Origin of the sequence: Cupriavidus taiwanensis (assembly GCF_900249755.1) — a bacterium.
Classification (GTDB): domain Bacteria; phylum Pseudomonadota; class Gammaproteobacteria; order Burkholderiales; family Burkholderiaceae; genus Cupriavidus; species Cupriavidus taiwanensis_D.
Map to the genome: position 1 here is coordinate 1,244,070 of NZ_LT976853.1, position 20,482 is coordinate 1,264,551.

General features: G+C 62.0%; 20 protein-coding genes and 1 pseudogene. 9 read left to right on the forward strand and 12 right to left on the reverse strand.

Translation table 11 applies throughout. The annotated features are described in order from the left end of the window. Positions 1 to 69: 69 nt before the first annotated feature. Positions 70 to 657 carry a DUF1415 family protein gene (locus CBM2594_RS05675; RefSeq protein ID WP_116355988.1) on the forward strand — a complete coding sequence of 196 codons (588 nt, stop codon included), beginning with the start codon at positions 70 to 72 and terminating at the stop codon, positions 655 to 657. Here CBM2594_RS05675 and CBM2594_RS05680 read toward each other — a convergent pair whose 3' ends face one another. Further along, complete coding sequence (locus CBM2594_RS05680) at positions 658 to 1,500, reverse strand: class I SAM-dependent methyltransferase (RefSeq protein ID WP_116355989.1); 843 nt, start codon at positions 1,498 to 1,500, stop codon at positions 658 to 660. 188 nt (positions 1,501 to 1,688) lie between these two features. Here CBM2594_RS05680 and CBM2594_RS05685 point away from each other — a divergent pair, with 188 nt between their 5' ends. After that, positions 1,689 to 3,302: a DUF342 domain-containing protein gene (locus CBM2594_RS05685; RefSeq protein ID WP_116355990.1), complete on the forward strand. Its 1,614-nt coding sequence runs from the start codon at positions 1,689 to 1,691 to the stop codon at positions 3,300 to 3,302. Between the two features lie 236 nt (positions 3,303 to 3,538). Here the strand turns inward: CBM2594_RS05685 and CBM2594_RS05690 are convergent. Further along, positions 3,539 to 4,641, reverse strand: a pseudogene (locus tag CBM2594_RS05690) (CapA family protein). 234 nt (positions 4,642 to 4,875) lie between these two features. On the opposite strand from CBM2594_RS05690, the gene CBM2594_RS05695 reads away from it, so the two are divergent. From CBM2594_RS05695 to CBM2594_RS05715, 5 genes are all read left to right on the forward strand, one after another. Then, the gene (locus CBM2594_RS05695; RefSeq protein ID WP_116355991.1) at positions 4,876 to 6,264 is read left to right on the forward strand and encodes an FAD-binding oxidoreductase; all 1,389 of its coding nucleotides are present in this window, start codon (positions 4,876 to 4,878) and stop codon (positions 6,262 to 6,264) included. Positions 6,265 to 6,414: 150 nt separating this feature from the next. After that, positions 6,415 to 7,332 carry a polyphosphate kinase 2 gene (gene ppk2, locus CBM2594_RS05700; RefSeq protein ID WP_116355992.1) on the forward strand — a complete coding sequence of 306 codons (918 nt, stop codon included), beginning with the start codon at positions 6,415 to 6,417 and terminating at the stop codon, positions 7,330 to 7,332. 77 nt (positions 7,333 to 7,409) lie between these two features. After that, positions 7,410 to 7,649, forward strand: a complete 240-nt coding sequence (locus tag CBM2594_RS05705; protein ID WP_116355993.1) for a hypothetical protein — start codon at positions 7,410 to 7,412, stop codon at positions 7,647 to 7,649. 263 nt (positions 7,650 to 7,912) lie between these two features. Then, positions 7,913 to 8,740, forward strand: a complete 828-nt coding sequence (locus CBM2594_RS05710; RefSeq protein WP_116355994.1) for a hypothetical protein — start codon at positions 7,913 to 7,915, stop codon at positions 8,738 to 8,740. Beyond that, entirely contained in the window at positions 8,740 to 9,579 is an 840-nt protein-coding gene (locus CBM2594_RS05715) for a hypothetical protein (protein WP_116355995.1), read from the forward strand. Before CBM2594_RS05710 ends, CBM2594_RS05715 begins: the two co-directional genes overlap by 1 nt. A gap of 90 nt (positions 9,580 to 9,669) precedes the next feature. Here the strand turns inward: CBM2594_RS05715 and CBM2594_RS05720 are convergent, their stop codons facing one another. Continuing rightward, a complete protein-coding gene (locus CBM2594_RS05720; RefSeq protein ID WP_147310402.1) occupies positions 9,670 to 11,793 on the reverse strand; it encodes a DUF2254 domain-containing protein in 2,124 nt (707 codons plus the stop codon). Positions 11,794 to 12,164: 371 nt separating this feature from the next. Between CBM2594_RS05720 and CBM2594_RS05725 the strand changes: the two genes are divergently transcribed. Together CBM2594_RS05725 and CBM2594_RS05730 are read left to right on the forward strand one after the other, a co-directional pair. Next, a complete protein-coding gene (locus CBM2594_RS05725) occupies positions 12,165 to 12,455 on the forward strand; it encodes a hypothetical protein (protein ID WP_147310403.1) in 291 nt (96 codons plus the stop codon). A gap of 81 nt (positions 12,456 to 12,536) precedes the next feature. Continuing rightward, positions 12,537 to 13,496, forward strand: coding sequence for a gamma-glutamylcyclotransferase (locus tag CBM2594_RS05730; protein WP_116355997.1), 960 nt, complete (start codon positions 12,537 to 12,539; stop codon positions 13,494 to 13,496). 43 nt (positions 13,497 to 13,539) lie between these two features. Here the strand turns inward: CBM2594_RS05730 and CBM2594_RS05735 are convergent, their stop codons facing one another. From CBM2594_RS05735 to CBM2594_RS05770, 9 genes are all read right to left on the reverse strand, one after another. Then, positions 13,540 to 16,344 carry a toprim domain-containing protein gene (locus tag CBM2594_RS05735; RefSeq protein ID WP_116357703.1) on the reverse strand — a complete coding sequence of 935 codons (2,805 nt, stop codon included), beginning with the start codon at positions 16,342 to 16,344 and terminating at the stop codon, positions 13,540 to 13,542. An 8-nt stretch (positions 16,345 to 16,352) separates the two neighbouring features. Next, positions 16,353 to 16,691, reverse strand: coding sequence for a DUF1484 family protein (locus tag CBM2594_RS05740; RefSeq protein ID WP_116355998.1), 339 nt, complete (start codon positions 16,689 to 16,691; stop codon positions 16,353 to 16,355). Beyond that, on the reverse strand, positions 16,684 to 16,860 hold the full coding sequence (locus tag CBM2594_RS05745; protein ID WP_198048097.1) for a hypothetical protein: 177 nt from the start codon (positions 16,858 to 16,860) through the stop codon (positions 16,684 to 16,686). Before CBM2594_RS05745 ends, CBM2594_RS05740 begins: the two co-directional genes overlap by 8 nt. A 280-nt stretch (positions 16,861 to 17,140) precedes the next feature. Next, positions 17,141 to 17,425, reverse strand: coding sequence for an ogr/Delta-like zinc finger family protein (locus CBM2594_RS05750; RefSeq protein WP_116355999.1), 285 nt, complete (start codon positions 17,423 to 17,425; stop codon positions 17,141 to 17,143). 57 nt (positions 17,426 to 17,482) lie between these two features. After that, complete coding sequence (locus CBM2594_RS05755; protein WP_116356000.1) at positions 17,483 to 17,686, reverse strand: hypothetical protein; 204 nt, start codon at positions 17,684 to 17,686, stop codon at positions 17,483 to 17,485. Positions 17,687 to 17,710: 24 nt separating this feature from the next. Then, positions 17,711 to 18,445, reverse strand: a complete 735-nt coding sequence (locus CBM2594_RS05760) for a hypothetical protein (protein ID WP_116356001.1) — start codon at positions 18,443 to 18,445, stop codon at positions 17,711 to 17,713. Between the two features lie 13 nt (positions 18,446 to 18,458). Further along, complete coding sequence (locus CBM2594_RS26795; protein WP_116356002.1) at positions 18,459 to 18,722, reverse strand: AlpA family transcriptional regulator; 264 nt, start codon at positions 18,720 to 18,722, stop codon at positions 18,459 to 18,461. 405 nt (positions 18,723 to 19,127) lie between these two features. Then, positions 19,128 to 19,643 carry a hypothetical protein gene (locus CBM2594_RS26800; protein WP_232346567.1) on the reverse strand — a complete coding sequence of 172 codons (516 nt, stop codon included), beginning with the start codon at positions 19,641 to 19,643 and terminating at the stop codon, positions 19,128 to 19,130. Between the two features lie 497 nt (positions 19,644 to 20,140). Next, on the reverse strand, positions 20,141 to 20,482 hold a 342-nt coding region (locus CBM2594_RS05770), incomplete at its 5' end, for a hypothetical protein (RefSeq protein WP_232346568.1).

Genomic DNA, 20,482 nt, shown 5'->3' on the forward strand with positions numbered 1-20,482 from the left:
GGTGCTTCCGCCGCGGATTATAGAGCCTGCGGCAGCGCTAGAATGACGCTTTGTCGCGCCCATGCCATCATGACCTCAGCCACGCACTCCGCAGAAACCGTCATCGCCGCCACCCGCCATTGGCTGGAACGCGCCGTGATCGGGCTCAACCTGTGCCCGTTCGCCAAGAGCGTGTATGTGAAGGAGCAGGTGCGCTACGTGGTCAGCCCCGTCACCGAGGCGCCCGACGTGATCGACGAACTGGAGCGCGAACTGCGCCTGCTGGCCGATGCCGATCCCAATCAGATCGACACCACGCTGCTGATCCTGCCGCACGCGGTGGCCGATTTCCTCGACTTCAACGACCTGCTGTACTTTGCCGAACGCCTGCTCGCCAGCCTGGGGCTGGAAGGCACGCTGCAGATCGCCAGCTTCCATCCGCAGTACCAGTTTGCCGGGACCGAGCCGGACGATATCGAGAACTACACCAACCGCGCGCCGTACCCCATCCTGCACCTGCTGCGCGAGGACTCGATCGCGCGCGCGGCGGCGGCGTTCCCCGATGCGGCGGACATCTACGAGCGCAACCAGGCAGTCATGCGCCGCCTTGGGCACGATGGCTGGCAGCGCTGGATGGCGGGCGATGATGCGCCCGAGTCCGGGCCCGAAAAAAGTTGATTACGCCGCCGACACCGGCGCGGTGAAAAAACGCTCGCGCATTTCTTCCAGCCCCAGCCTTTCCAGCACCTCTTCCAGCCGCTCGGCCGGGCGGCGGCGCGGCAGGTCCTTGTACTGGGCGATGATCAGTTCGTTCTTCATCGAGTGTTCCCAGCCCACCAGCTCGGTCACGCTGACCTGGTAGCCATGCGCCTCCAGCTGCAGGCAGCGCAGCACGTTGGTCACCTGGCTGCCGAACTCGCGCGTATGCAGCGGATGGCGCCAGATCTCGGTCAGCGGGTTGCCCGCCAGCAGCTTGCCCTTGTGCTTGCGCAGCACGCTGGCCACCTCGGCCTGGCAGCACGGCACCAGCACGATGTGCTGCGCATGCTTGGCCAGCGCGAAGCGGATCGCGTCGTCGGTCGCGGTATTGCACGCATGCAGCGCGGTGACGACGTCGACGGCGGGCGGCAGCTGCGGCGAGGCGATCGAGTCCGCCACCGACAGGTTCAGGAACGACATGCCCGGAAAACCCAGCCGCGCGGCCAGCGCCTGCGAAGTCTTCACCAGTTCTTCACGGGTCTCGATGCCGTAGATGTGCGAGTCGTCCTGCAGCGTCTTGAAGAACAGGTCGTACAGGATGAAGCCCAGGTACGACTTGCCGGCGCCGTGGTCCACCAGCGTGACGCGGCCGCGTTCGGCCTTGACCTCCTGCAGCAGCGGTTCGATGAACTGAAACAGGTGGTAGACCTGCTTGAGCTTGCGCCGGCTGTCCTGGTTCATCTTGCCGTCGCGCGTCAGGATATGGAGTTCCTTGAGCAGGTCGATGGACTGGCCGGGGCGGATTTCGTGGGTATTTGACATGGAGGGGACTGCACAGGCTGCGGGGCGCGGCGCGCCCCGGAATGGCGACAGTTTACCCAAAAGTCGCCCGGTGGCCGCCGCGGGCGCCGCTGTGCGCTAAAGTTCCCGGCGCGGCTGCCGTTGGTGATGCATCGATAACAAGCAGAGCGCCGGCACCCGCCGTCGCCGCCAGACGATTCAGGGGACGCATGACACATGAATCGGGACTGCGCCTGGAGCTTGCCGAGCCGGGCGAACAGGTGCATGCACGCTACACGCCGCAGCCGGGCCGGCTGCCGCCGGATGCGGCCAGCCTGCAGCAATGCCTGGCGGCGCTGGGCTGGTCCGGGGCGCGGCTCGATGCGCGCGCGGTGGCGCAGTTCCTGGCGCAATGCCAGCGCGCCGAGCATGAAATCGATGCCACCATCGGCGCGCTGATCGACGGCGCGTTCGAGCTCGACATCACCGGCGACGGCCTGGCGGTGCGGCTGACGCTGATGCCGCCGGAAGGCGGCCGGCCGGTCAGTGCGGACGAGATCCGCCGCGCCGTCGCGGAGCGCGGCGTGGTGGCGCCGATTCAATCGCTGGCACTCGACGCCGCACTGGCCGAAGGCGGCTGCGAGCTGCGCATCATCGCCGCGGGCATGGCGCCGCGGCAGGGCGAGCCGGCGCGCTTTATCAACCTGCTGGAGCCGCGCAAGCCGGCGCACGGCGACGACGAGGCCGGCAAGGTCGACCTGCGCGAGCTGGGCAACCTGCTGCTGGTCAGTCCCGGCACGCCGCTGATGCGGCGCATCGCGGCGGTACCGGGCCATGCCGGGGTGGACGTGTTCGGCAAGCCGGTTGCCGCGGATCCGGTCGATGACCCGCCCTTTGCCGAGGGCCTGAGCGGCGCGGCGGCGGATGCCGACGACCCCGGACTGCTGCGCGCGGTGATCGCCGGCTCGCCGGTGGTCGGCGTCTACGGCATCTCCGTCAGCCCCGTGGTGCAGGTGGAATCGGTGGACCTGCACTCCGGCAACGTGGCCTTCGACGGCACGCTGCGCGTGTCGGGCGACATCCGCACCGGCATGTCGGTCAACGTCAGCGGCGACGTGGTGGTCGAAGGCACCATCGAAGCCGCCAATGTCGAGGCCGGCGGCAATGTCATCGTCAAGGGCGGCATCATCGGCAAGTCGGAAGCCGCGCATGCCGAAGGCGGCATCAGCCGCGCCAGCGTGCGCTGCAAGGGCGCGGTGAAGGCGCGCTTTATCGAGAACGCGGTGGTCGAGGCCGGCACCGAAGTCAGCGTCGACAGCGGCATCCGCCAGAGCGATGTCGCCGCGGGCCAGCGCATCGTGGTGGGCGGCAACGGCGTGCAGGGCAGCATCAGCGGCGGCCGCAGCCGGGCCTTGCTGGCGGTGCGCGCCGCGGTGCTGGGCGCGCCGGCCGGCACCGCCACCATCATCCAGGTGGGCCTGAATCCCTATGCCGACGCGCAGCGCGCCGCGCTCGAGGCCGAGCGCCGGCGCATGCTGGAGGAGCAGAACAAGGTCAGGCAGCTGGTGGACTTCTTTGCCAGGCACCCGGAGCGCGCCGTCGGCGACCTGCGCGAAAAGGCGCGCGCGACGCTGTTCAAGCTGTCGCGCGACCTGTTCGAGCTGGACGCGCGCCTGACTGAACTGGGGCAGCAGATGCAGCCCGCCGCCGATGCCGTCATCGACGCCGCAAGGCGCATCCATGGCGGAGTCACGCTGCAGGTGGGCAGCCGCGTGCTCAAAGTGATGGAAGACAAGCCCGGCGGCCAGATCCGGCTGCTCGACGACCGCATCACGGTCAGCTGAAACGCACTTCCTTGATGCCGCTTTGATCCGCGGAGATTTGTACTATGCTGCAGGTATGTCCTGGGGTGCCGCAGGATGGGCGACCGAGCTAGTGTTGGGCAATGAATGCAGAAGCGGATCAGCACTCTGTGGAAGCGTTACACCGAACCGACACACGTGGCACTTGAATGAACGGGAAGGCCAGCCATCGCGCTGGCCTTTCTGTTTTTGTGCGCGCTGCGCGGCAAGGTTGCGGCTTAGGCCGCCCACAGCCGCAGCTCATGCAGCCCACTGCGTGCCACGCGTGTGCCGAGCGCACTGCCTTGTGCTTCGAACATGGCTTGCAGCCAGGCCATGTCGACTTCGCGCGCATGCGCCAGCCGGAAGTGGCTGCGCCGCAACGGCACCAGCCTCAGGTCCGCGTTGCCGGCGCCATCGAAGCTGACGAATGCCATCAGCGCCAGGTCCGGGCGGTAGTTGTCGTAGCCGCCGATGCCTTCGTAGTCGTTGATGAAATCGCCGCAGCCGTACAGGATCGGCTTGCCGGCGTGCAGCTCGATGCCGAGCGGATGATGCGACGAATGCCCGTGCACGATGTCGATGCCGGCATGCTCCACCAGCGCGCGGGCGAAGGCGCGCTGCGCGGGGTCGATGTGGTAGCCCCAGTTCGGGCCCCAGTGGATCGACAGCACCACCACATCGCCCGGGCGCCGCAGTTGCCGGACCTGCGCGGCGATGCGTTGCTGCGACGCTGCGGACCAGTCATCCAGCAGGTTCACGCCAGAATGCCCGGCGGTGGCGCGCCACGCTGCCGGTGTGCCGGCGTTGGGCATGGCGAACGCCAGTACGATGACGCGGCCGCCGCCAGGCCGCGCCAGCACCGCGGCGCAGGCGGCGCTGGCCTCGTCGGGACCGGCGCCGGCATGCGCGATCTGCGCGCCATCGAGCGCGTCCAGCGTATCGGCCAGCCCCGCGCGTCCCCAGTCCAGCACATGGTTGTTGGCGAGCACCGCGCAGTCGATGCCGGCGGCCTGCAGGCAATCGACGTTGCACGGGTGCATGCGGTAGTGCACGGCCTTGCCGGGCCAGGCATCGTCGCTGGTGGTGATGGCGGTTTCCAGGTTGACGATGCGGCGCGGCTTGCCAGTTCCGCCAGCGCATCGCCCCAAGGATAGTCCGGCGCCACCGGGCGCGCGATCGGGCCGGCCTTGCGTTCGGCAAGACGCACGTAGTCGAGCGCGGAATGCACATACGATTCATGCAGCAGCGGCTGGCTGGGATGCGCCAGGATCTGGTCGATGCCGCGTCCTGTCATCACGTCGCCGCACAGGAACAGGGGAGTTGGGCGGGCTGGGTCCATTGCGCAGGCGGACGGCGCGCGGTCACCGTGCCGGCCGTCCATCCATGATAGGGCGCATGGCGTGGTCCACGGCAGGCTCTCGGCACAGCGCGCCGTCCTGCACCGGGCCCAGCGTCCCATTTACATTCGCGTGGTGCCTGCCTTAAATGATGAAGTCATCGGTCCTCGTGGCCATTTCTTGATGCTGACGCCGCGTGCCATCCGATGTTTCCAACCAGCATCGGGAGGCAGATCATGGCCCAGCCATCGCAGGAACATATTGAGGCACTCAAGGCGCAACTGCGCGGACGCTTGCTGCAACCGGGCGACGGCGGCTACGACGACGCGCGCCGGATCTGGAACGCGATGATCGATCGCCACCCGCAGTGGATCGTGCAGGCCGCGGGCGCTGCCGACGTTGCCGCGGCGGTGAACTTCGCGCGCGACCACGGCGTGCTGCTGGCGATACGCGCCGGCGGGCACAATATCGGCGGACTGGCGATCTGCGAGAGCGGCATGGTGCTGGACCTGTCGCTGATGCGCTCGGTGCGCGTCGATCCCCACGCGCAACGCGCCTGGGTAGAGCCCGGCGCGACGCTGCGCGACTTCGACCATGAAGCGCAGGCACACGGCCTGGCCACGCCGCTGGGCATCAATTCCACCACCGGCGTGGCCGGGCTGACGCTGGGCGGCGGCTTCGGCTGGCTCAGCCGCAAGTTCGGCACCACCGTCGACAACCTGGTGTCGGCGCAGGTCGTCACCGCCGACGGCAAGCTGGTGCGTGCCAGCAGCGACGAGAACGCCGACCTGTTCTGGGCGCTGCGCGGCGGCGGCGGCAATTTCGGCGTGGTGACGATGTTCGAGTTCCGGCTGCATCCGGTCGGACCCGAGGTCTATGGCGGATTGATCGTCTATCCGCTGGAGCAGGCGGCGAGCGTGCTGCCGGCCTATCGCGAACTGTATGAATCGATGCCCGACGAACTGACCGTCTGGGTGGTGCTGCGCCAGGCGCCGCCGCTGCCGTTCCTGCCGCCGGAGGCGCACGGCAAGCCCATTGCGGCGCTGGCCATCTGCTATATCGGTCCGCCGGACAAAGGGCCGGAACTGGTCGAGCCGTTGCGCAAGCTCGGCACGCCTTATGGCGAGCATGTGGGGCCGATGCCGCTGGCCGCGTGGCAGCAGGCCTTCGACCCGCTGCTGACGCCCGGTGCGCGCAACTACTGGAAGTCGCACAACTTCGCGGGCCTGGACGACGGGCTGATCACGATGCTGATCGAGCAGATCGGCAAGCTGCCGTCGCCGCAATGCGAGGTCTTTATCGGCGCGATGGGCGGGCAGACCAACCGCGTCGCGCCCGATGCCACCGCCTACGCCAACCGCGATGCCAAGTTCATCATGAACCTGCACGGCCGCTGGGACAGCGCCGCCGACGACGACAAGTGCATCGGCTGGGCGCGCGAGGTGTTCCGCGCGGCGGCGCCCTATGCGCTGGGCAGCGTGTACGTCAACTTCCTGACGCAGGAGGAGAGCGACCGCGTCGGCGCGGCCTATGGTCCCAACTACGACCGGCTGGTGGCGGTGAAGCGGCGCTACGACCCGGACAACCTGTTCCGGCATAACCACAACATCAACCCTGCGGCGTAGCCCGCGTCAGGGAGCAAAGCGGCGTATTCTGGTCTCACATACCACCGGTGGCGGGGCCGGGCGCGCAGCCGGCCCCGCCTTCACGCGGCTGCAACACAGGCATGCCAGCATCGCCGCGACCGCGTTGTATCCACAGGGAGAGCAGATCAGATGAGACCGGGCGAAGCAGAGCTGGTGCGGCGCATCCACAACGAGGTGGCCGACTACTACGACGAAGAGATCGAACTGGAGCTGGACGACCGCGAGGCCAGCGAGGCCTTCGGCGACCCGGTGCACCTGGACGACCAGGCTGAGCAGGACAGCCGCCGGCGCTATTTCCGCGAGCTGTTCCGGCTGCAGGGCGAACTGGTGCGGCTGCAGAGCTGGGTCGCCGCCACCGGGCACAAGGTGGTGATCCTGTTCGAGGGGCGCGATGCCGCCGGCAAGGGCGGCGTGATCAAGCGCATTACCCAGCGCCTGAACCCGCGCGTCTGCCGCGTCGCCGCGCTGCCCGCGCCCAACGACCGCGAACGGACCCAGTGGTATTTCCAGCGCTACGTCGCGCAGCTGCCCGCCGCCGGCGAGATCGTGCTGTTCGACCGCAGCTGGTACAACCGCGCCGGCGTCGAGCGCGTGATGGGCTTCTGTACCGACGACCAGTACGAAGAGTTCTTCCGCTCCGTGCCCGAGTTCGAGAAGATGCTGGTGCGCTCCGGCATCCAGGTCATCAAGTACTGGTTCTCGATCACGCACGACGAGCAGCGCCTGCGCTTCCTCAGCCGCATCCACGACCCGCTCAAGCAGTGGAAGCTGAGCCCGATGGACCTGGAATCGCAGCGCCGCTGGGAAGACTACACGCGGGCCAAGGAGATCATGCTCGAGCGCACCCATATCGCCGAGGCACCGTGGTGGGTGGTGCAGGCCGACGACAAGAAGCGCGCGCGGCTGAACTGCATCCACCACCTGCTGAGCCAGGTGCCGTATGCCGAAGTGGAGGCGCCCACGGTGGTGCTGCCGGGCCGCGAACGCCACGAGGACTACGTGCGCCAGCCGGTGCCGCGGGAAATGATCGTGCCGGAGGTGTACTGAGCCGAGCTGGGCGGCGGCGGGCGCCTAGGGTATCCACGGGGTGCGCCATCGGCCCCATGCCGGCGCGGCTACCTATAATGAAAACGGCCGCCCCGAAACCCGCGGCGGCCGTGATCGTGGAACTGCTAGCTTTCTGGGCGGCCATGCTTGCCGCCTATCTCCTGATGAAGCGTGCCGGCTGCTTCAGCCAGCCGGTGCTCTATCCCGATCTGGAACACCCCTTCCGCTACTGGTGGGCGCAACGGCTGGGGCGCCAGCCGGTGGCATTGCCGCCGCCATCGCCACAACACAGGCAACAAAAAACCCGGGGAGCGTGACGCTGTCCGGGTTTGTGGGGGCTGGGCCCTGAATTCTGGTGAAGAGAGGAATCGAAAAGTTCTCTTTTTGGCCCGTAAATCCTTGGTGTTTGGTCTGAGACGGTGGCTTCATACCCTATTGCATACCCCAAAAACCCTTGTCGATGTCCTTGCTCCCACACCTTTAACCGATGAAAATATGCTGCTAGACGCGATTAGTGTCTAATGCGTAACTTCTTTGAGCCGCCACGGTACCGTTGGGCGGTAGGACTTCAGGAGCGGCCTTGATTAGCGTCTTGCAGGCGGATGCGTACTGTGGCTTTTCAGCCTGGATAAGCGCCCACGATGAGGGCCATAGGGAGGGTGCCCAACCGGTTTTTGTGGGGCGCATTCTTTGGCCCGGCTGCGATGAAGCGGAAGACGCGGTTATCAAGCTCTACCCGACAGACTCATGCGGCGTGGCAAACGAAGTGGTTGGCTTTACGGCAAACGCAATTCGTGGGGTCCCCCAGCCAGCAAAAGGCGCTGTAATTTTGCTACCTCAGGCTATATTGCCCGCGTTTGAAATTGACCTCAGTCCCTATGTCGACAAAGGTACAGGCTTAGCAGTTTGCTGGGTAGCGACGCTTGTGCAGAGCGCCAGGCCATTCCGTTTCTTGCGTCGTCTTGCCAGTTTCGAGCAGAACCAGCTCGCAGCATTCTTCAAGAGCAAGTTCGCTCACATGCTCGCCGGTGTGGACCACATCACCGGTAACAGTGACCGAAGTGACGCGAACTTTCTTTATTTGGATGATATGAAGTACGTGGCCATCGACCAGGGGTCCGTAGGGGGAGGGCCTTACTGGCATTCCTCTTGGCCAGATGACAGAGCCACAAATCAACTACATCTGATGGCCGAAAGGGAAATGACGGCATCACAACTTCCGGCTTGGTACACATCAGTCTTGCGAGAGGGCCTCGCTACGCAGGAGCTTTGGCATTCCGTGTCGGACGAACTGCGCCAGAACTTGGTCGGTCTCCTAGACTCTGACCAGATTGAGACAATCGTCGAATACATGAGCGCGCGCTCCAGCAATGGGACGCTTGCGCAAGCCTGTGGGCGCCTACTCTGATGGACCTCTCTCTTCTACTTTCCCGGGCGACGGCAGTACGTGAACCCGTATTTTCGGGCGAGTGGGCTACTCTTGTCTTTCGTCCCGACCTCGGCAGCCAGCAAGACTTTGTCATCGGAGTCGCTGCTGCTATCAGGGGAGATGAACGCCCGTTGCTACGCTGGTTGCCAGCGTTCACCAAGCTCTCAGCACTCTACGGTGATGCTCTCAGCGGAACAGATATTCGTGACCTGGTCAAAGGAGCCGAAAGCGCGCTCGTCGCCAGCTCACACGGAAGCCTTTCCAAAGCCACGACCGGCACGCCGCATATCCGGATCGTGCGCTGTGGTTACCTTGCTACCGATCATATCGAAAACGAGTTGACGAGCTTGCTTAAGCGGCAAGCTGGTGCTCTGTGGGCAGATGTGGTGCCGCGCGCGCCAGCTATGGATGATGACTGGGCGTATGCGGAGATGCGTAGGGCGGTCAGCAGTATTGCTGGCAAAGTGTTTCTTCCAAATCGTGAACTAACGATTGGCACAAAGAAGCTTCACGTTGAGCTCGACAATGGTAGAAGCTACGGAAACATTCTGTCCGCTCGATATGTGAATATGCATACTGTGGAGAGACATATCTACAAGTCCCTCAAGGATGTCGTAGTTGCCCACAATCTCACCAACAGGCGAGATGCCCTCCCGGCCTTGTTCGTGGTGCTCCCTAGCCCCGAGACCCCAGTAGATGTCGTGATTGGCGCTAAGACCAATGAGTTGCTGGAGGAAGTTCAGGATATGGGAGTGCTCTCATATTCCCGAACTACTCCGAATGATTTAGCCGGCCAGTTAGAAGACTGGCTGTCATAGTTGCCCATATTTGTACTAAGCCCGCCAGACTGGCGGGCATTTTTTGATCCTTGTCTCGCGACAAGACCGCTTTCCAAGAAGCTACATGCTTCAAGGTTCTACCGGTCGTTGTTTAACGTCTGCGGCGGCGGGAGACAGTACATTTGCAACTTGAACAAGGGCGCTGCGGAGCGCGGCTCTATCCGCATTGGCCATGGCTTTCTCAATGCTTGAGAACTCGAAGGTGTCAAGGAGGGCTTGGCAAGCCTTTTGGGCCATTGAGCGTGCGGCACGGGACCGAATTTCCTCTTCCGGGCCGTTGGGCTTTGACAGTTCCAAGGTGAGAGGTTGCACTACGCTACCCATGTCTGCCCCGGCGGCAAGCTGAAGGCAGATGGCTGCATAGAGGGCGCTCTCCATCGTGTTAAACCCGTTTCTGTGTTTGCCTGCCAGGACTGCCCAGCACACCAACTGCTTAACCAACGCATTTACGATTTTTGGGCAGTTGTATTTGTGTGCGGACTGTGCCGTCTCAAACAAGAGCTCTGAGAACGAGTATGCCTCGAGGGATCGCACCGTTTCCGCATCTTGGGGAAGGAATGTAAGTGTGGAGATCAGCCAAAGAGCGTTTTTTTGCAGTGCGGAACTGGACGACTCATCGCAAGTCTGCGCAGTCGAGAGCGCTAGCAGGAGTTCTGTAGTCCCTGTGATCCATTGCAGCATGTCGAGAGCGAATTGGGACTTGTGCGCAAATGCCAAGAGCAACAGGTCCTTCTCGTAGCGGTGAAGGTCATTTGACCAAATGCGTATGTGCTGCACAACTCGACGTCCGTCTTGATTGTCGGCTTCCAAGACTAGTACAGCGTTCACCAACTGCGTCAGCTTTGCGCGTAAGGAGGTGTAGCTAGTGCTCGAATAGTAGGGCGCAAGGTAAGCGCTATGGTCAAAAGTGCTGGAATCACCTTGGAGCGAAAGGACAAACTTTGTCGCGTGGAAAACGTTAAGTTGCAACTGCTCAGCGGCCCATCGAATATCCCGGTGCGACGTGCGCAGAAGATCAAACGTTAGCGTAGCGAGTTGCTCGAAGGCTACTAGGGTGACTGGCTCATGCCCGCTCTTGACAGCTCCGATCGCCGAAAGGGTTGAGATCTTTTGCGTAAGCGAGGTGGCGTCTGAAGGTTCCGAGTTGTATAGGAATGCCTGTGCCGCTTTGCCCATTAACCTCAGACCCTCCATCATCGCATTTGGCATATTGTGGCCACCAAGTTCCTGGACGGCGTCTGCGAGATAGCGAGCTGCTAAGTGGGGATGTGCGCGCGACGTACCTGCGCCCGGATATTTTATGGAAAGGTAAGTCCCAACGAGAGCGGTGAAGGCTTGAAGGGTCTGCTCTATCTGTCTTTCATCCCCTCGGCTCAGCCCAATACGAAAGGTATGTCGTAAGAGTTCGAGCGTTTTGTTAATGAATCCGTCGGTCGAAAGTGGGCTGTCAAAGAGGGCATTTCGACCGAAGAATGTCCTCCCCTTAACTTGGACATAAGTTACGTTGATAGCAAGGACTGCATTCAGCGCTACGTCCGCAATATCATGGTCACCCTGTTCGGAATATCGCCGTGCGTAGGCGATGGCGTGGTCCATTGATTCTTTGGCGACTGCATCCCATCCTTGGTTTGCACGAAAAAAAACGACCCTAGGATTGTCGTTGGTCGGAAAGGGGCCGGTGGCCTCTGCTTCTACTGCTTCGTGCAGTAGGGTCGCTCGATCCGCGTGCTTTCCCCAACTCCTCAGGTCTCGCTCTGCCCTGGCAACAGCGATGCGAAGTTGTTGAGCCGGATTGATTAGAAGGAGCGCTCGACTATAGGCAGAAAGAAAGAGGAAGACGATTCCTGCGGTGCACAGACAGGCTACAAACACGACGGCGCCCACATTCTGAGAGGTGGCTACAAGAGAGAGGGTTGCAACCGTCACGGCAAGCAAGAAAGAACTGACGAATGAGCCCAATAGTCGCAAGTCGGCGCTGAGTCTGCGAAACAACCCGTGGGGAACGCGCTCGACGTTCACTTGCATGGCGAAGAGAACGAGAGAGAATGCGATAGCTGTTGCCCCTAGTAAGGCTCCTCCAATTGAAGTCAATAGCGCTTGGAGGGCGCTCAATTTCGCGGTGTCGGTGAATATTGGATGCAACAACTTTTGAAGGGGGGCGACACCGAAGCTACTAACTGCGACTAGCGTCATGGACGTAGCCAAGCCGAGCTTTGCGCGGTGACGCCTCGTCCAAGCGGAGCAGCGAAAAAAAAGCACGTAGCTCCCTTGGATTGCTTTCGCCTTCGCGACTTCGAGTTCGCGCCGTATATGAGTGCTTGGTTTGCCGTTCTTGAACATCTAGTGCCTTGCTGAAAGGTCACGCGGTGATAGGGACATGGCTATTGATGTTAATGCAAGAGAGGGTGCCTCAGGCGTCCGTAACTCTAGAGTCTCTATTGAGCTAGCTTGAGGACGGCGCACACTGGTGAAAAATTGCGTGGGTCCGTGGTAATGCGTGCCTAGGTACTCCCAATCCCATATATATCAACAAGTTAGCTCCGGCTTTGGTCCCACGAAATGACGTGTGGCAGCCCGGTCATTCCGTGGCACAAAAAATAGGCAATGCCCTGAAGCTGTGGCAGCCTGCTGTTTGCTTGTTCTCCGCTTTCTTTCTCTTTCTCCTTGATTTTAAAAGGAAAAAGGAAAAGAAAAAGAAGGGACGCCAAGAGGGTGGTGTGGCAGAAAGAAGGCAAATCGTGGCAGATCTGAGCAAGGCTGTGGTGCTAGTTTCCTTATTAATCAAAGGGTTACGGAGCAAGACGCACGGAGCCACAAGATTTTTCAGATTCCCCGCCACCCAATGGCACTGGTAAAGTTGCTTGGCTCGCCGCCATGGCAGCGGGGAACGGTTCCGACGGATGACTTGCAACTGCACAGCGAAACCCTGGATTCCAATGATTGAAGAAGCCGCACCCGACAAGCCACAAGGGGACTGTGTCCTGCCGCCCGACCATCCGTTGCCCGCGGACCAACTGGGACGGTACAGCCCTGAACGTGACTACTACGCAGAAAAGGACATTGCCGACTATGTAGAGAGCCAAGCGCGCGATGAGGCAGTGCAGAACGTAGAGCGCGTGAAGACCGAGTACGTCGTGGGCCAGCCTTATGAGATCTGGGACGTGGCGACCAACAAGGACCGTTGGTGGGTAATCACTAACCCGACGAACTTATATTCGCAACGCCACTTCCCCAGCCTGGACTACACGCTTTCGTTTCACGTTGGCCTAATGATGCGCGTAGCGAGTCATGCGGAACGTGCTGGCGAGCCGGAGCCGACGCCATTCGATGAAGTGTTTCGGCGTCAGAATCAGGCTATGGATTTGTTGGAGCGGGCGGTAGAAGCGGTGGACCTGCAGGCGGTCGGCATGCAGCTACGCGAATGCCTCATTTCACTCGTTGCCGCCATTCGGCGCCGTGTCGATGTGCCTGTGGACGGTGAGAGGCCCAAAGACGCCGACGTCGTGGCATGGAACAGGCTACTGACTGGGCATCTTTGCCCTGGCGAAAGAAACGATGAACTGCGCAACTATTTGAGGGCAACCACCGATAAGACATGGCCCCTCGTCAATTGGCTGACGCATCATCGGAACGCGAGCAAGACTGCCGCCCTGATCGCCGTTGATGCCGTTGACGCCATCGTGAAGCATTATGTCCGCTTGCTAAGTCGGGAACGCACGGATCGCGTCGAACAATGTCCACGTTGCAAGTCACGCAACGTGCGCACCTTCTTTGATATCGAGATTCAGCCTGATGGGGCCTACTTCGAGGCTTGCCGTGAATGTGGGTGGGACAGTCATCCGGGATACCAGGACGAAGGCGAACAATCCTTGGATGGCACAACTGAAACAAAATAGGCCCGCGCAGAGCGGGCCTAGCAGCTAAGGCAGAAGCGCGCCACTATGGCGGCATTTGCCCATCTTCGAGCTCAGGGACGGCATGGAGTCCAAGTCGTTCGAGGCGCGGCACGCTGATGGCCGTCATATGGGCTAGGCGCCGCCCGTATTGGCGCCTTTCCACATCATCCAAGAGCTTACCTGCGTGTGTCGGGACAACGCCGGATTGCAGCAGTTGTTGCTTGAAGATCCTGGCCGTCTTGATAGGAAGCGCGTCGAATTTCGGACGCAGGTGTGGCGCTGTCGAGATATGGTCCATGATGTGGCTCGGCCGCACGAAGAGGGCCATTTCCTTGCTGCCGTCGTCGGTCTCCACGATGCCCCAGCAGCGGGGGAATTCGAATCGCCGCGCGGCGATCTCTGACAACAAGATTTCCATGATCCAGACCCAAGGCAGCCGGGTACCGTCGGTGTCTGCAATGTGTGCGTTCATCTCGGCCAGCAGGTCGTCCACGAAGCCGCCTTGCTCCACGTCGATCTCCGCGAATTCGGCCAGCAGCGCCCACGCTGTCATGACAGCGGCATAGTTCTCCATCATGCGCCGCGCGGTCGCATCGCTTGCCTCAGCGCGGCTGCGCTTTACGCATTCCGCCAGGAAGGCGGCATGCAGGTCCCGGATGCGCGCCGGCTCGATGGCGGCGAGAAACTGCAGCCACTCCCACACGGGGAACTGCGGCAGGCTGTGCGGGATGATGTCCCCCTGCTTAGCCACGGCCAGTGATGTACGGCAAATCTTCGATTGCAGGCTCTCAACATCCACTTCCTCGCCGGCCAGCAGCACCGGCGCGCACATCAGGTACGGCGTTAGTGCCGCGCCCACGCGTGTGAACTCGAAACGGTAGGTGGACTGCAGCAGGCCGTCGATGTCGGAAAGCACGGCCTTCGGCAGCTTGGAAAATTCGTCCCATCCAACAGGATGCGTGGTCCATGAGACGGAGGCGCGCCGGCGGTGGTCGGTCTTCAGCATCTGGCCGGACAGGACTTGGAATGCAAGGGAAGTTTGCAGACTCTCCAATAGCTTCGATTTGCCTGAACCCTTTTCGGCCTGCATTTGAAGATGAGGGTAGAACCCTAGAACCGTCTTGAGATGGGCGCCAAGGGCCCATACGAGCCCGATAGCGGCCGCATTGCCCCGGAAGGTCGCTTGATAAGCCGCAATGACGGCGCGGGCGTTCTGGCGCGTTCCACGCGGGAATGTCATGTTGTAGTAGAGGCATTGCTTCTGCGGCTCCATAAAGTAGCAGTCGCTGCCTTCCAGCGCGGCCAGCTCACCGCCACGCCACGCCAGCCCAACGAAGTTCACCACGTCTCGGGCGCCGAGGTCAGCGGCACGCTCTAGGACGGTGACCATTCGGGAAAACTGCGCGGGCATCCAGATGTGCCCAAACTTGCCGCGCCACCATTCGTGGTTATAGAGCTTGTCGTTGCCTACAACTTCACGCTGTAGGACGGCGCCGTGTCGCGGCACCTGGGCGCTGATGCCAAATACCGTTTCCGGCTGGTTGTCCGGCGTGCCGTTGATGGTGGCCAGATGGCTCTGAATACGAAGGCGCGAAAAGCCGGCTACTCGAAACGAACACAGATCGCCCAATTCCTCTGTTCGGCGCGGCTGGCTGTCGTCGCCTTCTCCCTCCTTGTACTTTTCCACGAACTGCGTGAAGTCCTCCTTCACGCGGAAGCGCCAATAGACCGCAAAGTCATGGCTCGGCAGGAAGACGCGGCGGGTGCCTTCCATGTGCTCGCCTCCGCCGGGCATGCCGGGAATGAGCCATGGCTCCAGGCGCTTGAGCCGTTTGGTGAGCTCATCAGCGCCATGCTGCTGCAACACATCGTTGATGTCCTCGCCTTCCTCCCAGTCCTGCATGTCAACAAACATGGAGCCAATATCGGCAGCGGTCAGCGCCTCGGAAAGCTTCCATGCGGCCGCAAGGCCGGGGCGCTGCCCGGTGCGTTCGTTGACGGCATCGGTGTGATCGAGGGCAATCAGCACGCGCTTGCCGCGCAAGAATGCCCAATCGATCCGGTCGACGTTGGCGGTTCCTCGGATGGCAAATGCGGCGCAGCCGTCGGGCAGGTGGCAGGACTCCACCGACAGCGCATTAATGGGACTTTCCACGATGAACACCGTATGTGCGCGGCGCAGGCGCATGGCATCAGCCGTCCAGCCGTACCCAATTTTTTCGCCCTGGCATTGCGTCTTGACGTTGCCATTGGCTGCGGGGTCTGCATAGCGCAGGTCAACGGCGACGACGCGGCCAGTGCCTGACTCCCGGACAATGAAGGCGGCAGCTGGGCCGCCGTGCCCAACCTCACCAACAGGAATCTTCTGGCTCTGCCAGGCGTTCCACCCAACCGTGCCCGCCTTGATGGCGCGACGCGTTACGCTCTCGTCTATGCCGCGGCTGGCCAAGTAAGCTATCACCGGGGCCGGGTCAATCCGAACCCGGTCTGCGATGTATTCCTCGGTGCTTTTCTTCGTCGGCAGCGCACGCTGCTCGGGAGCAGGCATCGGCATGCCGTACCACTCGCCGAGAAGCTTTGCGGCATCCAACGGGCCTGCGACATCAGGGAGGCAATGTCGCACCAGGTCGATGCAGGAACCGCCGGCTTCGGTAGACCAATCTTTCCATGCGCGGCCGTTGTCAAAGATGGAAAGGGAGGGATTCGAATCCGTGTGAAGCGGGCTGTGATAGTTTCCCTTGGCGCCGCTCCTGCGGAGCTCAAGGCGCTCCGCCAGGTCGTGGAGGTCGATGTCGCGCTTGAGCTGATCAAACCATGAACGCAGGGCAGGGCTTTGCTGTGTCTGCATGGCGCCCCTCATAGCATGTCGTGGACGCGGCTCAGGGCCTCATCCAATTGTTGTTTGAGAGGGCTCAGCAGGCAATGCAGACTGTGGTGTGCCGGCGATCGGTCACTCTGCAAGTCGAGGAAGCGCAGAATGCCATCAAGCCCGGCGCTGACGCGCAGCAACGCATAGCAACTGTCTTGTGTGGTTTCCCGGATGCAGTCGCCCAATGCGCCAATCTGTTCCATCGCTACGTTGAGTTCTGTCTTCGCCCGCGTATTGGCAGGGCGCACCTGCGTCATGAGCTGAGCAATCATGCGGTGTTGGCGGCAGAGGGCGAGGTGGTGTGCCGGTTGCTGGCGTTCAAGCATGGGCCACCTCCGCTTTTGCGATAGCAGCAACAGCAACGAGCGCGGCGCCAACGACATCGAGCGAAGCGCGGTCGCTGGGCGCCTCGATGGCTTCGCGCAGCGCAGCGCGCACGATGGCAAGGATCTCGGGGAAAGCGGTTTGCTCAGGACGAGCGAGGACATTAGGCATTGCGGCCTCCACGTGTGTTGGGGGAGGCCCGCCGCTCATTTCCACGTGAGGGGTGGCGGGCCAGACAGCGGGGGTGGAAAACCGGCACACACGGCAACCGGCCAGCCCGAAGGCTGCCCCGCCCGGCCCGCCATAGAAAAAGGCGCGCGAAGGCATACGGACGAAAAAATACCGCCTAGTGGCGGCTGTCCGCCGTGTGTTATTCGGGTTTCCACACCCGGCCACCGTTGTTTCGGCGACGGCTGAATTCTTCATCATCTCGAAAGGGGTGTCAAGCTATCTAGATCCTGGTCGAATGGGACGGAGACGGCGCATTCGGGACGCTTGTGCCGGCGTCGATATACGCGTCTACGCAGGCACCAGAGCGTGCGGCCAGCTGCATGGCAATCTCCGGATCCGGTTTGCTGCTGGGCGAAAGCGTGCGCACCACCTCCACCAGGCCGACGAACGTGTGCCCGCAGGTTAAGTTCGTGCATTGGCAGTAGAGCTCGCGCGTCATCCGTGAAACCTTGCGGCTCGACCGAATATGAGCCACGGCGCCGCAATGCGGGCAGTTCATCTTCATTAGGATTCTCCAGAGGGTAGGGCGGGCCTCACGTGGCGCCCGCCCTTCGATGGCCGTTTAGCAGTCGGTTTCGATGACAGTGTTCGGGCCTGCTGCGTAGAGCTCAGCGTGGCCGTTGTTCGTGCGGTAGTGGCGGGAGAACGTGTGTTCGCAAGCATGGTTCCCGCAGCGATACAGCAGTTCGTTCTTGCCATCGGCGTTGGTGACAAAGCCCTCGGGTCCGTTGAGGGTGCGGCATTTCGGGCATTTCTCGACTTGCATGTTCATCTCCATGAGGAAAAGCTGTCAGGCGTTGCGGACGGCGGTGCGCAGGGCGTCTGCCCTTCTTGCAAACTCGGCCAGCTTCATCTGCTTCGTGGCGGGGGAAACGACGTTGAAGTCCGCTAGGCCATTGGGCCTCTCAGCCAGGGAAAGCACCGGATCTCGGGAAGCGTCAAACGTCGCTGCTTTGACGCCGGCGGAGATGGCGCTGTGCGCGCGTGCAAGCGCCGCATCAAGAGCTGACCGATAGCCACGCTGCTCCCAAGGTGCACCGCCAGATTCGACAGCCTGGCGTCCGTATGCATGGGCGAGTGCCTGTACTGCGTGTTGTAGGGGTGCCAGGGAGTCACCCAGCACTTCGAACAGCCCTTCCGCATACGCTGTCGCCACGCCGCTGTAGGCAGCGGATTCTGTGCCTTTAGCAAGGCCCGCTTCGAGCTCGGCTTCTTCCAGCGCCAGCTGAACTTCGGCAATGATGGCGCGGTAGTCCTCGGCCAGCGTATAAGCGGCGCGCTCCTTGCTCTTGAGGTCGCGGATTTGCTTCATGGAGGCGCCGGTATCGCGCATCAAGGCTGCCGCCTCGCTTCTTGCACCCAGTGCCTCGGCATCGGCAGCCTCGGCTGCCTTCGTATGCTTCTGCAGCTCGCCCCGAAGGCGAGCTACTTTGTCGCGGGCGGATTCGAAGGCAGCGCGGGTGCGCTGGTGTGTTTCCAAAGCGTCGAGGACGCTCTTGGGAAGGGTGGTTGTGTGCGTATGCATGGGAGTCCTTGATTTACGTCCGACGTGCCGCAATGCGGGATTCCATCCATTGCCGGATCTCGCTTGAGAGCCAGGCAACGCTCTTGCCCGCCAGCGGCACGGGCTTCGGAAAGTCGCCTCGGCGCATGCCGTCATATATGGACGATGCGGGCAAGGCGCAAACGGCCATGACTTCCGGCAGGCGCATGAACCGTTCAGGTGCCGATGCGCCAGCTCCGTGAAGGGCAAGGCCATGAGCGCTGCATGCTGTGGACGTTCCAGCGTGCGAACTAATCATCTGCGTTCCTCATCAGAGGGGATTAATGGAAGCGAGCAACGTTGCTCGGATTTGCTCGGTACTGCTCAGAGCAACGACAGTGTCTAGAGAGCGGCTGCGGCCCGGCAACGGCTTAGTGTTGTGCTGGAATCCCCCACAACGAGCGAGCTGGAGCAAGCCGGCGCTGGGGCATGCCCCGCGCTGCAACAGCTGCGAAGCCGACAGTGCATACGGCCCTCGGCTCCCGCAAGGCGCCGTTATGCGGCCTGGCACGCGAGTGAGGGGACGCATGAGCGTTATCCCGCCGCGCGCCGTGGAGACCCCGCCTCACCCGCCCGCTTTATTGAGTGGTTTTCATGCAGCTACCAAGGTGCCGCTCTGCCGCGCCAGCATTGGCACGGAAGGGTGTCGCAGCGGTGCAAGGATTTATGCAAATTTATGCACGTGCCGCAGTGGTTGCTCTGCAGGATGCGAAGGGGTATCCATGGGGTGACCGCCTATGACCATTCCTCCAACTTGCTCCACCAGGACGGCTTGCGTTGCCCTGCGCCAAACGCCCGCTGTAGGGAGGGTGTCACCAGGTGGCGCATGGGAAAGCAATTCGGTAACGGTGTCGCGTAGCACGTCCCCTAGGCTATAGGGATCAGGGGCGTCCTCCCAATGGTCGAGATACTTCCGCAGCGTGGTCGTAATCGCCGAGGCCTCGATACTGGTCAATCCGCGATTCGCGGGGCCTGTCAGTGCAAAGTGAAGGGAGTCCTGAACGTGCTGCAGGAACGATTGGGCTTCTTGTCGGTGGAGACCGCCGAGCGCGACGACTTGGCGGAAGAGCTCACCATAGGGCATGCATGCACCATGACTCGCGCATGCTTCGAGCCGAGCAAGGAACTGAGCGGCAGCCTTCGTACAAGATGCGTTTGCGTTGCTGTCGGGCGAGGTCATTGCGCTTCCTTTATGGCGAAGTTTGCGGGGTCGCTTATCCAGGCGTGCACGGATGCGAAGTCATAGAGCGTGCAGCGTTCGGAGATCCGTTGGGCGGCTGGGGCCCTTCCTTCGGATACAAGGCGGCGCCACGTTTCGCGGCTGACACCGACGAATGGGGCGATGTCGTTCCATCGTCCCCGGCCAACCAGTGGCAAGGAAGCGGGAATTTCTCGGACTGCGCGTTGGGTCTGTGCCGCCTGGGGCAGCGGGGGCCTTAGCGGATTCTTGGTCTTCTTAGCCATCGTGTGCCTTGTTTGCTCTCTATGGGCAACGTTGCGATGGCAAGAGAATAGGAATGGGGCTCATCCGTTGGAAGAGCCCATGCAGAGCAGCGGCAGACTGAGCTAGGAAGCGCACGCGCTCTGCTGGGCAGAAGGCAACGCACGCTACCGAGGATGACACGTATTCTGCTTAGCAGAATACGATCATGAAGGCGTGAACGCCGATGGCGACGGTTACATGCGCTCTTTCCGCTCGGCGCTAATTAGGCGCGCCAAGCCACCAATGTTGTAGTTCACCCCCATGTCGCGGAGTTTAAGAGCGGCTTGTTGCGCAGAGAGGGAGGGGCTGATGTGCTCGCGATAGAGCTCAATGGCCCGTTGCTTTTCTTCTTGCATCCGTTCGTGCCGCTTGTGGCCACCTTGGCTTGCCTTCTTCCGACTATCGTCACGCCATGCAAGCAAGGTGCCGGATTCTCCGAGCTCGTAGTTGGCATGCATGAGGAAATGCAAAGCTTCGAAAGTCTCTGCGTCATGTATCGCGGTGCGAGCGGCGTTGAGACTCATCCAGCAGGTGGC

Excerpts from the sequence above, each read along its gene's own strand:
- CBM2594_RS05675 (WP_116355988.1), top strand. The coding sequence starts at position 70 with ATGACCTCAGCCACGCACTCCGCAGAAACCGTCATCGCCGCCACCCGC.
- CBM2594_RS05680 (WP_116355989.1), bottom strand. The coding sequence starts at position 1,500 with ATGTCAAATACCCACGAAATCCGCCCCGGCCAGTCCATCGACCTGCTC.
- CBM2594_RS05685 (WP_116355990.1), top strand. The coding sequence starts at position 1,689 with ATGACACATGAATCGGGACTGCGCCTGGAGCTTGCCGAGCCGGGCGAA.
- CBM2594_RS05695 (WP_116355991.1), top strand. The coding sequence starts at position 4,876 with ATGGCCCAGCCATCGCAGGAACATATTGAGGCACTCAAGGCGCAACTG.
- ppk2 (WP_116355992.1), top strand. The coding sequence starts at position 6,415 with ATGAGACCGGGCGAAGCAGAGCTGGTGCGGCGCATCCACAACGAGGTG.
- CBM2594_RS05705 (WP_116355993.1), top strand. The coding sequence starts at position 7,410 with ATGAAAACGGCCGCCCCGAAACCCGCGGCGGCCGTGATCGTGGAACTG.
- CBM2594_RS05715 (WP_116355995.1), top strand. The coding sequence starts at position 8,740 with ATGGACCTCTCTCTTCTACTTTCCCGGGCGACGGCAGTACGTGAACCC.
- CBM2594_RS05720 (WP_147310402.1), bottom strand. The coding sequence starts at position 11,793 with ATGACGCTAGTCGCAGTTAGTAGCTTCGGTGTCGCCCCCCTTCAAAAG.
- CBM2594_RS05730 (WP_116355997.1), top strand. The coding sequence starts at position 12,537 with ATGATTGAAGAAGCCGCACCCGACAAGCCACAAGGGGACTGTGTCCTG.
- CBM2594_RS05735 (WP_116357703.1), bottom strand. The coding sequence starts at position 16,344 with ATGCAGACACAGCAAAGCCCTGCCCTGCGTTCATGGTTTGATCAGCTC.
- CBM2594_RS05740 (WP_116355998.1), bottom strand. The coding sequence starts at position 16,691 with ATGCTTGAACGCCAGCAACCGGCACACCACCTCGCCCTCTGCCGCCAA.
- CBM2594_RS05745 (WP_198048097.1), bottom strand. The coding sequence starts at position 16,860 with ATGCCTAATGTCCTCGCTCGTCCTGAGCAAACCGCTTTCCCCGAGATC.
- CBM2594_RS05750 (WP_116355999.1), bottom strand. The coding sequence starts at position 17,425 with ATGAAGATGAACTGCCCGCATTGCGGCGCCGTGGCTCATATTCGGTCG.
- CBM2594_RS05755 (WP_116356000.1), bottom strand. The coding sequence starts at position 17,686 with ATGCAAGTCGAGAAATGCCCGAAATGCCGCACCCTCAACGGACCCGAG.
- CBM2594_RS05760 (WP_116356001.1), bottom strand. The coding sequence starts at position 18,445 with ATGCATACGCACACAACCACCCTTCCCAAGAGCGTCCTCGACGCTTTG.
- CBM2594_RS26795 (WP_116356002.1), bottom strand. The coding sequence starts at position 18,722 with ATGATTAGTTCGCACGCTGGAACGTCCACAGCATGCAGCGCTCATGGC.
- CBM2594_RS26800 (WP_232346567.1), bottom strand. The coding sequence starts at position 19,643 with ATGACCTCGCCCGACAGCAACGCAAACGCATCTTGTACGAAGGCTGCC.